The organism is Massilia sp. (assembly GCF_032106685.1).
GTDB lineage: Bacteria > Pseudomonadota > Gammaproteobacteria > Burkholderiales > Burkholderiaceae_D > Telluria.
In genome coordinates, this window is the sequence record NZ_DAMCPG010000001.1 from 224,549 (window position 1) to 238,265 (window position 13,717).

A 13,717-nucleotide genomic window follows, 5' to 3' on the forward strand; every position below is an offset into this window, starting at 1 on the left:
TTTTACGATTGAAACTCCTACATGATCACAGCCCCAGCGTCATGAGACTTGCGTTGCCGCCAGCCGCGGTCGTGTTCACGCACACGGCGCGTTCGGCCACCAGGCGCCACAGGTCCACCGGAGACTGCGCGTCGGTGTCGACGATGCCGACGATGGCGCCCGGGCGCGCCGCCAGCTGGGAACGCAGCTCGCCGCGCATGCCGCTTTCCAGCAGGGCGATCTGGAACTCGCACTGCGCCACCTCGGCGGCGCCGACGAAACGGATGCGGTCCTTGACCTCCGCCGGCAGGTCGTCCGGTACCGCCGATTGGGCGCTGGCCAGCACATAGGCGCGGTTGCCGGCCGCCAGCGCGGCGGCCAGCTGGTTCAGCATCGCCGCTTGCGTGTCGGCCGCGCACAGCACGGCGCCGCGCGGGCAGAACGACAGGCGGTTGCGCTCGCCGGTCGGGCCCGGCAAGTCGAGCGTGATCCCGTTCAGGTGGGTGCGGATGTACTGGTCGCCCAGCTCCACCACGCCGTCGTGGCCATGATTGCGCGCCCAAACCAGCAGCGACACCAGGGCCGGATTCGGCGTGTTCGTGTGTTCCAGCAGCGGCGCCGCGCCGCGCTGCAGGCGCTTCAGGTAGAGCGGACCGCCGGCTTTCGGGCCGGTGCCGGATTTGCCTTCTCCACCGAAAGGCTGCACGCCGACGACGGCGCCGACGATATTCCGGTTCACGTAGATGTTGCCGACGTGGGCGCGGGTGACGATGAAGTCGATGGTCTCGTCGATGCGCGAATGCACGCCCAGGGTCAGGCCGTAACCGGTGGCGTTGATCGCATCGATCACACGGCCCAGGTCGGCGCGGCGGTAGCGCACGATGTGCAGCACCGGGCCGAAGACTTCCTGCTTCAGTTCCGACAGCGAACCGATTTCCAGCACGGTCGGCGGCACGAAGGTGCCTTGCGAGGCGATGGCCGCCGGCAGCTCGAGCGCGAAATGCTGTTTCGCGGTGGCCTTCATGCGCTCGATGTGGGCCAGCAAATTGCGCTGGGCTTCGGCGTCGATCACCGGGCCGATGTCGGTCGCCAGCCGGTCCGGGCTGCCGACGCGCAGTTCGCCCAGGGCGCCCTTGAGCATGCGAATCGTTTTATCGGCAATATCTTCCTGCAGGAACAGCACACGCAGGGCCGAGCAACGCTGGCCGGCCGAATCGAAGGCCGAGCTCAACACGTCCTGCACCACCTGCTCCGGCAGCGCCGAGGAATCGACGATCAGGGCGTTCTGGCCGCCGGTTTCCGCCACCAGCGGAATGTCGATGCCCTCTTTGTCGGCACGCGCGGCCAGCGTGCGGTTGATCAATTGCGCCACTTCGGTCGATCCGGTGAAGATCACGCCTTTGACGCGCGCGTCCGAAGTCAGGGCGGCGCCGACCACCTCGCCGCGGCCCGGCAGCAGTTGCAGGGCGGCGGCCGGGATGCCCGCTGCGTGGAACATCTGCACCGCGCGGTACGCGATCAATGGGGTCTGCTCGGCCGGTTTCGCCAGCACGACGTTGCCGGCGGCCAGGGCGGCGGCGACCTGGCCGGTAAAAATCGCCAGCGGGAAGTTCCATGGGCTGATGCACGTGACCGGTCCGAGGGCCTGCGCGGCGTCGGCATCTTTCGCCTGGGCGCCGTAGTAGCGCAGGAAGTCGACCGCTTCGCGGATCTCGGCGATCGCGTTCGGCAGCGATTTACCGGCTTCGCGCACGGCCAGGGCCATCAATTCGGCCATGTTGTCCTCGAACAAATCGGCCACGCGCATCAGGATCGCGGCGCGATCAGAGCTGGCGCTGGCTTGCCACTGGCCGGCAAAGTCGGCGGCCGCCTGCAGGGCGGTGTCGACGTCGGCCTTCGATGCCTCGAGCACGCTGCCCACGATGTCGGCCGACTGCGCCGGGTTGACGACCGCCAGCGCATCGGCGCCCTGCACGCTACCGGCGACCAGCGGCGTCGCCTTGTACTCGCGCTGGCGCGACAGTTCCGTGCCGAGCAGGCGCAGCGTGTCTTCGTTGGTGAGATCCAGGCCGGCGGAATTCTTGCGCTCGGCGCCGAACATGGCGCGCGGCAGGGAAATACCCGTGTGCGGCAGGCCGCCGCTGGCGCGCGCCACCTCGAACGGGTCGTTCAAGAGGGTCTCGACCGGGATCTTCTCGTCGACGATCTGGTTCACGAACGAGGAATTGGCGCCGTTTTCCAGCAGGCGGCGCACGAGATACGCCAGCAGGGTCTCGTGCGAGCCGACCGGCGCGTAGATGCGGCAAGCCTTGTTCAGGTTATCCTTGCCCACGACCTGGTCGTACAGCGTCTCTCCCATGCCGTGCAGGCACTGGAATTCGTAGTTGTCCACACCGCGCTCCTTGGCCCAGGTGTAGATCACGGACAGGGTGTGCGCATTGTGGGTGGCGAACTGGGCGTAGATGACGTCGGTCGCGCCCAAGAGCTTCTGGGCGCAGGTCAGGTACGACACGTCGGTGTAGACTTTTCTCGTGTACACCGGATAGCCCGGCATGCCGTCCACTTGCGCGCGCTTGATCTCGGCGTCCCAGTAGGCGCCCTTCACCAGGCGCACCATGAACTTGCGGCCGCTGCGCTTGGCCAGGTCGACCACGTAGTCGATCACGAAGGGGCAGCGCTTCTGGTAGCCCTGCACCACGAGACCAATGCCCTCGAAGCCGGCCAGTTCCGGATCGAACGCCAGGGCTTCCAGCATGTCGAGCGAGATTTCCAGGCGGTCCGCTTCCTCGGCGTCGATGTTGATGCCGATGTTGTAGCCTTTCGCCAGCAGCACGAGACTGCGCACGCGCGGCAGCAGTTCGCCCATCACGCGCGCATGCTGGGCGCGGCTGTAGCGCGGGTGCAGGGCCGACAGTTTGATGGAGATGCCGGGGCCGTTCTTGATGCCGCGTCCGTTCGAGGCCTTGCCGATCGCGTGGATCGCCGCTTCGTACGAGGCGTAGTAATTCTGCGCATCCAGCTCGGTCAGCGCCGCTTCGCCCAGCATGTCGTAGGAATACTGGTAGCCGCGCCCCTCGTTGGCCTGGCTGTTCTTCAGCGCTTCCTCGATCGTCTGGCCGGTGACGAACTGGTTGCCCAGCATGCGCATGGCCATGTCGACGCCCTTGCGGATCAGCGGTTCGCCGCCCTTCGCGATCAGGCGCGTCAGCGCCGAACCCAGGCCGCGTTCGCTGGTGGTCGAAACCAGCTTGCCGGTGACGAGCAAGCCCCAGGTGGCCGCGTTCACGAACAGCGACGGCGATTCGCCCAGGTGGCTGCGCCAATCTCCCTTGCTGATCTTGTCGGCGATCAGGCGGTCGGCGGTGGCGCTGTCGGGAATGCGCAGCAGCGCTTCGGCCAGGCACATCAGCGCCACGCCCTCTTCCGACGACAGCGAGAACTCGTGCATCAGTGCATCGACCCCCGAGGCGCGGGTGCGTTTCGCGCGCACGCTCGAGACCAGGCGGTGCGCCAGCGGCTTGGCATCCGCGCTCGGACGCGCGCCCTGGGCCAGCAGCCACTGGACGGCTTCCTGTTCGTCGCGGCGGTAGGCGGCGGTGATGGCGGCGCGCAGGGGTGTCTGCTCCTGCTTGGTTTCCGCCTGGAAGGCGTCGAAGGGAACGAAGGTGGTGGCCGGAGTGGCGGCGATCTGCATGGCGGTCTGTAAGAAAGAAAAAGATCGGATCAAGGAGCGTACACAGCAAAACGCGCCGTCCTGCGGGTGCAGTCGGCGCGCGTTTTGGTACGTGCTTCCGAGCGCTTAATCATCCCCATCGCTAGCCGGCGCTGCGCCTTGCAGTGGAGATTTTTTTAAGCACTCTCAATCGTTTGATTGTAGAAGGAAATCTTCTGGATTAATTCTGTTTTTAAAGGGTACTAGCAATAGATAGTTTTTGATGCGAGAATTCGGCCAAATAATATTTACGGTGAAGAGAGAGACACCATGCTGGACAAGATTTCGAAAAAAATTCTGGCCGAGTTGCAGAACGACGGACGCATCAGCAACGTCGAGCTGGCCGCGCGCGTGAACCTGTCGCCGGCGGCCTGCCTCGAGCGCGTGCGCAAGCTGCACGAGTCCGGCTACATCACGGGCTACACGGCCCAGTTGAATCCCCAGCTGCTCGATGTCTCGCTGCTGGTCTTCATCGAGGTGGTGCTGGACCGCACCACGCCCGAGGTGTTCGACGCCTTCAAACAGAGCGTCCAATTGATTCCGGAAGTGCTCGAATGCCACATGGTGGCCGGTGGCTTCGATTACCTGGTGAAGGCGCGCGTCAAGGACATGGCCGCCTACCGCGAATTCCTCGGCAAGACGCTGCTACAGAAGGGCGTGCGCGAAACGCACACCTATGCGGTGATGGAAGAAGTCAAGAATACGACGAAGTTGCCGATTCGGTGATCTTTTCCGGCGCTTGCACGCCGTTATGTGAACGAATGCGTTGACGCATCCCGTAGGGTGGGCACTTTGTGGTGCTGGCATTTAGCCAGCCCCACTGCCCACGCGGAACGGTGCGTCATGTTCGCACGCCTTCCGTGAGCACATGCGCCCTACCGCGTGGGCACGTCATTGATGCCCCCGGCATCAATGACCCCACCCTACGAAACCGTCGGATCTACGCCGCCTGGCGCTCCACCAGCGGTTTCGTTGCCGCCGCCGCCGTCGTTTCCAGGTTATTGCGCAGCCAGCGGTGCGCCGGGCTGCGGCCGTCGCGTTCGTGCCAGAGCATGTCCAGGTGCACGGCCGGCAGTGCGAACGGCAGTTCGCGCCAGATCAGGGCGTCGGTCATGCCGGTCGAGCCCATCAGGTGTTTCGGCAGCACCGTGATCAGGTCGGAATTGGCCACCACCCGTCCGGCGGTGAAGAACTGGTTCACCGTCAGCAGGATGCGGCGCTCGCGGCCGATCTGGGCCAGGGCTTCGTCGACCAGGCCATGGGCGCGTCCGGAAAAACTCACCAAGAGGTGGTTCGCCTTGCAATAGGAATCCAGGTCCAGCTGACCGTCCGCCAGCGGGTGGTTCTTGCGCATCACGCACACATACTTGCCCGAATACAGGCGTTCATGACGGATCGGCGAACCGGTCTCGTAGGACAGCTGGGCCGCCACGCCCGGGAAAAAGCCGACGGCAAGATCGATGTCGCCGCGCAGCAGCATCGGCCGCGGTTCGCGCGTGGTCAGCGGCACCATGCGGATGTTGACGCCCGGCGCCTCGCGCTCGATCGAGCGCATCAGTGACGGCAGCCAGTAGGCGGCGGTGGCGTCGGCCATCGCCATGCGGAAGGTGGCCTGCGCCTTGGAGACGTCGAAGGTTTCCGGCATCACGGCCGCTTCCAGCGCCGCCAGCGCCTGGCGCACGGCCGGCCACAGCGCCTCGGCGCGCGGCGTCGGCTTCACGCCGTAGGCGGTCCGGATCAGCAATTCGTCACCCAGGCTTTCGCGCAGGCGCTTGATCGCATTCGATACCGCCGGCTGGGTCATCGCCAGATGGCCGGCGGCCCGCGTCAGGTTTTGTTCGGTCATGACTGCGTCGAATACGCGCAGCAGGTTCAGGTCCAGCGTCAGGAAGCTCATGTGGTGTCTCGATATATGGCGCCAATTGCACGCCCGTTATAGGTCTGCGTGCCAGTGTACCCGATTTCATTCATGATCAATATAAGCCACATCAGCAAACGGAATTAGATTTATATGTTGCATTGCACTATAGTTCTAAAAAACAACATTCCGGCCTGATCATGTCCTTCGTTTCGACCCTGACGCAGTTTTCCTTCCCCACGCTTCCGCTGGCGGAGCTGCTGCGCGCCGCCCTGCTGCTGGCGCTGCTGGCCAGTGTCCTGATGTTTTTCCGTCCGCTGCTGACCGGCATCGTGCGCGCCCTGTTGCTGACCGTGCGCCCGCGCATGACCAAGGAACAGCGCGCGGCGCGCCTGGCGCAAAAAACCGGCGCCGTGTTGCAGCGCGCAATCGACTCGGCCAAGGGTCCCGGCACCGGCACCCTGGGTTCGGGCGCCTGAAGAACAAGCTACTTTCCGCATAAACAAAAACGCGGCGACCGGGACCCCGGCGCCGCGTTTTTTATCGTCGCTACGGTTTATTTTGCCTCGCCCAGCAGCGCCGGTTTCAAGGAACGGTCGGCCGGCTTTTCGCCCAGCCAGATGCGCAGCACGGCGTTATAGAAATTGATGTCCGACGCAGGCTCGCCGATGCGCTTGCCGTTCAGCTCGCACACGGTGCCCGTGCCCGGAATCCAGTCCATGTGCAGCACGTCGCCCTTGCGGATCTGGTCGACGCTGGCGAACATCTCGCCGAACTTGCCGATCTGGCCGACGATCTTCGCCTTTTCCGCCTTGTCCAGGTTTTCGTTGATGCCGTCCATGAAAGCCTTGCCCAGGTCTTCGGAGGAGATGTCGCGTGCCATCACCAGGGTGACGCGGCGCGGGCCGTCCATTTTCAGGATGTCGGCGACGTTCTTGCTCTTTTCCGTCAGATACAGGCCGGCGGCATAGACCTTGATCACCAGCTTGGTGCGCATGCCGGCGCCGTTCAGTTTCAGGTCCTTGCCGCCGACTTTGTTGACGTCCTCGAACTTGATGCCGTTCACATCGACGGCGGCCGCGGCCGGCAGGGCGAGGGCCAGCGCCAGGGCGGCGCCGGTGGCCAGGGTTTTCAGGGTGTTCATGTTGTCTCCTTCTCGTTTTAACGTGCGGTCAATTGCTTGAGTGGGGATGGGGCCGCCAGCCGGGCCGCCTCGTCCGCCAGTTTGAAAATGCTGACGGCCTGCGCCAGCTGGGCCGCCTGTTCCTGCATCGCGGCGGCGGCGGACGCCGCTTCCTCGACCAGGGCGGCGTTTTCCTGGGTGCCCTGGTCCATCTCCAGGACGTTGCGGCTGACCTGGGCGATGCCGGCGCTCTGCTCCATGCTAGCGGCCGTGATCTCGGCCATGATGTCGGTGACGCGGCGCACGCTCGCCACCACGTCCTGCATGGTGGCGCCGGCCTGCTCGACCAGGCTGCTGCCTTCGCGCACCTTGTCGACCGAGTCGCCGATCAGGTCCTTGATTTCGCGGGCGGCGGCGGCCGAGCGCTGGGCCAGGTTGCGCACCTCGGAAGCCACGACGGCGAAGCCGCGCCCCTGCTCGCCCGCGCGCGCCGCTTCCACGGCGGCGTTCAGGGCCAGGATATTGGTCTGGAAAGCGATGCCGTCGATGACGCCGATGATGTCGACGATCTTCTGCGAGGATGCCGTGATCGAGCCCATGGTGTCGATCACGCGCGCCACCACCGTGCCGCCCTGCTCGGCCACGTCCGAGGCCCTGGCCGCCAATTGATTCGCCTGGCGCGCGTTGTCGGCGTTCTGCTGGACGGTGTCGGTCAGTTCGCGCATCGCGCCGGCCGTGTGGCCGAGCGCGGCGGCCTGCTGCTCGGTGCGGTTTGATAAGTCGAGGTTGCCGCTGGCGATCGCATGCGAGGCGGCCGCCATCGCCTCGGTGCCGGCGCGCACTTCGGCGACGATGCGCATCAGGCTGGCGTTCATGTGCCGCAGGGCCTGCATCATCTGGCCGGTCTCGTCGCGCGTGTCGGCGCGGATCTCGCTGCGCAGGTCGCCGTCGGCGACGCGGCGCGCGATAGCGACCACCTGGTTCAGCGGCCGCGTGATGCTGCGCGTGGCAAGAAAGGCCACGCCGAGGGAAATAGCGGCGGCCACCGAGGCCAGCGCCAGCACCAGCAGCTGGGTACGGCGGGTCAGCGCGGCGGCGGCCTCGCCTGCCTGCGTCATGGCCGCGTTCTGGTAGGCGATGTACTGGTCGAGCTGCTCGAAGTATTTCGCCTGTTGCGGGCGCAGCGAGAACATGAATTTCACCATCGCCTCGTCCTTGCGCTCTTCCAGCACCAGCTTGCCGAAGGCATCCTGGGCCGGCAGGAATTTCGCCTGGACCTGGGCGATCGCCGCCAGGATCCGGGCGCCTTCGGCGTCGCGCGTGTTCTGCACCAGGCGCGCCACGGCGGCGCTGGCGCCGGCGCTCTTGCGGCCTGCGTTCTCGAGTTCCTTCCTGACCTGCTCGGGGTCGGCCATCACCAGCACGCTGAGCATGGCGCGCGTGGCCTCGTTGACGTCGGACTTGATGGCGTTGGCGCTGACGGTGTTCGCGTAGCGCACCTTGAGCAGATGGGCCATCTCGGCGTCCAGGCTGGCCATGCGCGCATACGACAGGCCGGCCAGCAGGACCAGCAGCGAAATCACGATACCGAAGCCGATGGCCAGGCGCTGGCCGATACGCAAGTTATTGATGTTCACACCGTCCCCGTTCCACAGAAATAGAATGATCGTGCTAAAACAGCAATAGCAATATAGCATTGAAATCTTGACGAAAATCAAGATGCAATAACTATTTCAATGCTGCAAGAGCACAATACAACGGGGCTTATTTTGTCTTGCGTTCGATGGCGCCCAGCACGCTCGGCGCATCCGCAGGCTGCGCCAGCTCGTCGGCTTCGCGGTCGGGCTTGTCAGGTAGATTCGGATCGTCGCGCCGTAGATCCTCGAGCATGGCGATGATCTTGCTGGTCTTTTCGTCCGACAGCAGGCTGATCTGCAAATCGAGGTGGGCATTGCGCTCGGCCAGTTTCGACATGCGGTTCTGGCGGATCAGCACGGTGGTGGAGATGATGAAGGCGTTCAGGGACACAAAGCCCTGCAGCCAGAAGAAGGGCGGCTCGTCGATCTGGTTGCCGCCGAACTCGGGCGCGGCGACATTCCAGACGATCCAGCCGACGATGAAGCTGACGTTGACGGCGAAGTAGCCGGGACTGCCCAGGAACAGGCTTACTTTTTCGACGATTTTTTGCGCCGCCGTGACCTGTTCTTCGTTGCGCTCGCAGTATTCGGCGATCGTGCCGATGTTTTCGCTGACGCTGGGCGGCAGCGGCCCGCAGGAATCCGTGTCGTCATGGGCGGCCATGAAGCCAGCATAGCATGCGGTTCCGGCCTCGCCTGCCGGCGCGGCAAGCGTGCGCACGCAACCGGCATGCCGGTGCATGTGGCGCGTGCACGAAGGAAGGACAGCGCCGGCGACGGTGCCGGCGGCGTGATCAGGCGGTGTTCTTCGCCGCCGTCAGGCGCTCGTATTTCGCCTGCAATTCCTCGCGCGTTTCGCGCCAGGCCGGGTTCAGCGGAATGCAGGCGACCGGGCACAGCGAGGCGCACTGCGGTTCGTCGAAGTGGCCGACGCACTCGGTGCATTTATGCGGATCGATCTCGTAGATCTCCTCGCCCATCGAGATGGCGTCGTTCGGGCACTCTGGCTCGCACACGTCGCAGTTGATGCAGTCGTCGGTAATCAGTAAGGCCATGGTACTGCTGCTCTCAAAATAACCTGGATCTCAGGCTTTCGGCAGGTTCATCGCTGCGATCTTCTTTTGCAGCCAACGGTCCACCGAAGGGAACACGAATTTCGACACGTCGCCGCCCAGCATCGCGATCTCGCGCACGATGGTGCCGGAGATGAACTGGTACTGGTCGGACGGGGTCAAAAACAAAGTCTCGACGTCGGGCAGCAGGTAGCGGTTCATGCCCGCCATCTGGAACTCGTACTCGAAGTCGGAAACGGCGCGCAGGCCGCGCACGATCACGCGCGCGTCATGCTGGCGCACGAAATCCTTCAGCAGGCCGGAAAAACTTTCGACCTTCACGTTCGGATAATGGCCGAGCACCTCGTTGGCGATTTCCAGGCGTTCGTCGAGCGTGAAGAAGGGCTTCTTGTTCTTGCTGTCGGCGACACCGACCACGAGCGTGTCGAACAGGCCCGAAGCACGACGGACCAAATCTTCATGGCCGCGGGTGAGCGGGTCAAAAGTACCTGGATAAACGGCTACAACCATTGTGGCTCCCTGGGAGAAACACCTGTGTTTATTAAAGGCGCATTATGCCTGAAAATCCGGCAGTTGCCCCAGCCCGGAGCTCCCCTTGCCCGCAAATTGAGCAACATTAAGGGCTTTAAGCCTTGTTTTCGTGCAATTTCAGCAGATGGTAGTAGACCATGCCCGCCTTGTCGGCGCGCACCTGCTCCCACGGCGCCAGCCAATCGGGCAGCGCTTCGTCTTGCGGCAGCGCGAATTCGGCCTCGACATAGACCATGCCGCCCTCCTTCAGCAGGTCCCTGCACAGCGGCAGCGCCTTGGCCACGAAGTCCTGTTGATAAGGCGGATCGAAGAAGATGACGTCGAAACGCTGGCCGCGCAGGGCCATGTCGCGCGCCACGGCGAAGGCGTCGCCGCGCAGCAGCGTGACGTTGTCGGCCTTGAGCGTTTCCTTGTTCAGTTCGAGCTGGCGCACGGCCGGGCCGTGGTAGTCGAGCATGACGACCGAGCGGGCGCCGCGGCTGGCCGCCTCGAAGCCCAGCGCCCCGCTGCCGGCGAACAAATCGAGGCAATCGACCGCGTCCCAGTCGCCGCCGACCTGATGGTTAATCCAATTAAAAACGGTTTCGCGCACGCGGTCCGGCGTGGGGCGCAGGCCGAGGGCGTCGAGTACCGGCAGCAGGCGCCGTTTCCATGCGCCGCCGATGATGCGCACCTGTTGCGGCGCGAGGCGCGGACGCCCGTGCTGGCCCTGTGGTTTTGCTGGCTTTCTTTGCATGGCGCGCACTATACCATGCGCCCTTGCCCCCGATTTCGCGGGCTTACTTTGCTTCCCGGGCGAGCGCGTTGAAGTCGTCGATCCAGCCTTGCATGCGCTTGTGGGCATGCGCCTTCTGCTCCGGCGTGGTCATCCGGATCGCGGTCAGGATGTAGTTGGTCGTCGCATGCGTATAGCTGTCGTAGAAGCTCTTGCGCTCGGGCGCATCCATGCGGCCGAAAAATTCGCGGATCAGGGCCGTGATCATGGTCGCGGCCTGTTCCTTGTTCGGCTTGTCCGCCTGGATCTTGCGCACCAGGGCCAGGATCTTGCGCTGGCGATCGATTCGCTCTTCCAGCCAGATCTGGTTGTCGAGCGGACGCGCATCCGAGGCGCGGCGCAGCGCCGCTTCCTGCTCGCGGCTGAAGCTGCCGAACCAGAGCTTGAATTGCTCCATCGATTTGTCGAAGCGCGCCTCGTTGCGCTTCTCGACGCTGCCGCTGACGAACTTGCGGCGGTATTCATTGTTCTTTTTCTCGAAGCGCTGTTCCATTTGATGGATCTGGTCGGGCGTGAGCGACAGCGCCAGGTCGGCCATGTCGGGCACGGCGCGGTAGGCCAGCACCTCGGTGCGGTTACGGATTTCCTTGTAGGCGTTCACCAGGTCGGCCTGGGTCGGATTGGCGGCCAGCTGGCGCTGGAACTTGCCGAGCAGCGCCGCATAGTCCTGCAACTGGGTTTTTCTATGCCATTGGAACAGTTCCCGGATATCACGTTTGACCCAGTCGGCCTGATCGCCTTCGAAATCCACATAGGCGTCCAGCCACCAGTACAGTAAGGTGTCGCCATGGTTGTAGCTGAAGCGGATGGTGCTGCAGGCTGCCAGCAAGGCGATCAGCGCGATCAGGAACAACGCACGCGTGCGCTGGAACAAGGTATCTTGCGTGATAGACTTTTTCATCTTATTAACTCTTCTGTGAAAATCGGCTTATGAACGTTGTCATCCTTGCCGCCGGCATGGGGAAGCGGATGCAGTCCGCCCTGCCTAAAGTGTTGCACCCGCTGGCTGGAAAGCCGCTGTTGCAGCACGTCATCGATACGGCGCGTAGCCTGTCGCCGAGCAAATTATGCGTGATCTACGGTCACGGCGGCGCAGCGGTGCCGGAGATGGTGGCCGGGCTGGCGCAAGACGGCCAGGCGCCGATCGACACCGCCCTGCAGCAACCCCAGCTGGGCACCGGCCATGCGGTAATGCAGGCCGTGCCGCAACTGATCGAGGACGCGCCGACCCTGGTGCTGTACGGCGACGTGCCGCTGACCCAGGAAGCCTCGCTGCGCCGCCTCGTCGAGGCCGCCGGCAGCGACAAGCTCGGCATCCTGACCGTGGAACAAAACAATCCCTTCGGCCTGGGCCGCATCGTGCGCGAAAACGGCCGCATCGTCCGCATCGTCGAGGAAAAGGATGCCAGCGACACCGAACGCGCGATCCGCGAGATCAACAGCGGCATCATGTGCATCCCGACCCGCCACCTGAAGCGCTGGCTCGCCGCCCTGTCGAACAACAATGCCCAGGGCGAGTACTACCTGACCGACATCGTCGCCCAGGCCGTGAATGATGGCGTCGAGGTGGTCTCGGCCTCGCCCTCGGCCGAATGGGAAGTCGCGGGCGTGAACAGCAAGGTCCAACTGGCCGAGCTCGAGCGCCGCCACCAGCTGAACATCGCCAACGCGCTGCTGGAAAAGGGTGTGACCTTGATGGACCCGGCGCGCATCGACGTGCGTGGCGAACTGGTCTGCGGGCGCGACGTCGTGATCGACGTCGGCTGCGTGTTCGAAGGCCGCGTCGAGCTGGCCGACGGCGTCACCGTCGGCCCGCACTGCGTGCTGGTGAACGCGAAGGTCGCGCAAGGCGCCACCATCAAGCCCTTCTGCCACATCGAGGAAGCCGTCGTCGGCCCGCAATCGCAGATCGGCCCCTACGCGCGCCTGCGCCCGGGCACCGAGCTGGGCGAAGACGTCCATGTGGGTAACTTTGTCGAGATCAAGAATAGCCAGGTCGCTGCGCACAGCAAGGCGAACCACCTTGCCTATGTCGGCGACGCCACGGTCGGCTCGCGCGTGAACATCGGCGCCGGCACCATCACGTGTAATTACGACGGCGCCAATAAATTCCGCACCGTGATCGAGGACGACGCCTTCATCGGCAGCGACAGCCAGCTGGTGGCCCCGGTGACCGTCGGCAAGGGCGCAACGCTGGGCGCCGGCACCACGCTCACGAAGGACGCGCCGGCCGGTAAATTGACCATCTCGCGTCCCAAGCAGATGACGGTCGAAGGCTGGAACCGCCCGGTCAAGAAGAAGAAGAAGTGAGGTCGTGCTGTCCACAGCCAATCCACCGGATATGGACAGCTTATTGACAACAAAATCACAAGGTAATCACAGGGTAATCCACCGGCTTATCCCGGGGTTACCCTCCCGCCTTCCACATACTCATCCACCGACTTATCCACAGCTGTTCCATCGTCTCAGACGGCGATGCGGGTCTCGAACTTGCTGCGGAAGGTCGAAAAATACGTCTTCACGTTGCGCACGTTGGCGTGGGTCGCGAACAGGCGGTGCGCCAGCGCGTGGTAGGCCGGCATGTCGACGACCTGCACCACCAGCACGAAATCCGGCCCCGGGGCGACGCGGTAGCACTGCAGCACCGCTTCCTCGCCGGCCACGCGCTGCTCGAACTGTTCCATGCGGTCGGCCGCCTGGACGTCGAGCGTGATTTCGACGATGGCGGTCAGGCGCGCGCCGACCTTGTCCGGATCGACGATGGCAACTTGCCTTTCGATAACACCTGCATCGGTGAGCTGCTTGACGCGGCGCAGACAAGTCGGCGGCGAGACGTGGACCAGCTCCGCCAATTCGGCATTGGTATGCGATGCGTCAGTCTGCAGGGCATTGAGGATGCGACGATCAAGTTCGTCCAAAGGCTGGGTGGTGTCAGTCATGAAATTAAATATAAAAATTCAGGTTCAGATGAAATAATATTTCATTGTTCTACGATCGTGAAATTTTATAACGTTTTAGCTTGAATTCTG

The 13,717-nt window shown here is 63.8% G+C and carries 13 protein-coding genes; 3 read left to right on the forward strand and 10 right to left on the reverse strand.

Features of this window, described 5'->3' with window-relative positions:
- Positions 1-25: 25 nt before the first annotated feature.
- Positions 26-3,673, reverse strand: a complete 3,648-nt coding sequence (putA, locus tag RT688_RS01000; RefSeq protein WP_313702989.1) for a trifunctional transcriptional regulator/proline dehydrogenase/L-glutamate gamma-semialdehyde dehydrogenase — start codon at positions 3,671-3,673, stop codon at positions 26-28.
- Positions 3,674-3,961: 288 nt separating this feature from the next.
- Between putA and RT688_RS01005 the strand changes: the two genes are divergently transcribed.
- On the forward strand, positions 3,962-4,417 hold the full coding sequence (locus RT688_RS01005) for an Lrp/AsnC ligand binding domain-containing protein (RefSeq protein WP_229436257.1): 456 nt from the start codon (positions 3,962-3,964) through the stop codon (positions 4,415-4,417).
- Positions 4,418-4,631: 214 nt separating this feature from the next.
- Here the strand turns inward: RT688_RS01005 and RT688_RS01010 are convergent, their stop codons facing one another.
- Complete coding sequence (locus tag RT688_RS01010) at positions 4,632-5,588, reverse strand: LysR family transcriptional regulator (RefSeq protein WP_313702990.1); 957 nt, start codon at positions 5,586-5,588, stop codon at positions 4,632-4,634.
- 161 nt (positions 5,589-5,749) lie between these two features.
- Here RT688_RS01010 and RT688_RS01015 point away from each other — a divergent pair, with 161 nt between their 5' ends.
- Entirely contained in the window at positions 5,750-6,028 is a 279-nt protein-coding gene (locus tag RT688_RS01015) for a hypothetical protein (protein ID WP_313702991.1), read from the forward strand.
- A gap of 77 nt (positions 6,029-6,105) precedes the next feature.
- On the opposite strand, the gene RT688_RS01020 is transcribed toward RT688_RS01015, so the two are convergent.
- From RT688_RS01020 to RT688_RS01050, 7 genes are all read right to left on the reverse strand, one after another.
- On the reverse strand, positions 6,106-6,693 hold the full coding sequence (locus tag RT688_RS01020) for a chalcone isomerase family protein (protein ID WP_313702992.1): 588 nt from the start codon (positions 6,691-6,693) through the stop codon (positions 6,106-6,108).
- Positions 6,694-6,710: 17 nt separating this feature from the next.
- Positions 6,711-8,309 (reverse strand): methyl-accepting chemotaxis protein, encoded by a 1,599-nt coding sequence (locus RT688_RS01025; protein WP_313702993.1) that lies wholly within the window; start codon positions 8,307-8,309, stop codon positions 6,711-6,713.
- A gap of 127 nt (positions 8,310-8,436) precedes the next feature.
- Positions 8,437-8,973, reverse strand: a complete 537-nt coding sequence (locus RT688_RS01030; RefSeq protein WP_313702994.1) for a DUF1003 domain-containing protein — start codon at positions 8,971-8,973, stop codon at positions 8,437-8,439.
- A 130-nt stretch (positions 8,974-9,103) separates the two neighbouring features.
- Entirely contained in the window at positions 9,104-9,364 is a 261-nt protein-coding gene (locus RT688_RS01035; protein WP_313702995.1) for a YfhL family 4Fe-4S dicluster ferredoxin, read from the reverse strand.
- Between the two features lie 30 nt (positions 9,365-9,394).
- Complete coding sequence (gene coaD / locus RT688_RS01040; RefSeq protein ID WP_312547471.1) at positions 9,395-9,892, reverse strand: pantetheine-phosphate adenylyltransferase; 498 nt, start codon at positions 9,890-9,892, stop codon at positions 9,395-9,397.
- Between the two features lie 115 nt (positions 9,893-10,007).
- The gene (rsmD, locus tag RT688_RS01045) at positions 10,008-10,649 is read right to left on the reverse strand and encodes a 16S rRNA (guanine(966)-N(2))-methyltransferase RsmD (protein ID WP_313702996.1); all 642 of its coding nucleotides are present in this window, start codon (positions 10,647-10,649) and stop codon (positions 10,008-10,010) included.
- Between the two features lie 43 nt (positions 10,650-10,692).
- Positions 10,693-11,589, reverse strand: a complete 897-nt coding sequence (locus tag RT688_RS01050; protein WP_313702997.1) for a DUF6279 family lipoprotein — start codon at positions 11,587-11,589, stop codon at positions 10,693-10,695.
- A 29-nt stretch (positions 11,590-11,618) separates the two neighbouring features.
- Between RT688_RS01050 and glmU the strand changes: the two genes are divergently transcribed.
- On the forward strand, positions 11,619-12,998 hold the full coding sequence (gene glmU, locus RT688_RS01055) for a bifunctional UDP-N-acetylglucosamine diphosphorylase/glucosamine-1-phosphate N-acetyltransferase GlmU (RefSeq protein ID WP_313702998.1): 1,380 nt from the start codon (positions 11,619-11,621) through the stop codon (positions 12,996-12,998).
- Positions 12,999-13,153: 155 nt separating this feature from the next.
- Here glmU and RT688_RS01060 read toward each other — a convergent pair whose 3' ends face one another.
- Entirely contained in the window at positions 13,154-13,627 is a 474-nt protein-coding gene (locus RT688_RS01060; RefSeq protein WP_313702999.1) for an Lrp/AsnC family transcriptional regulator, read from the reverse strand.
- Positions 13,628-13,717 lie beyond the last annotated feature (90 nt).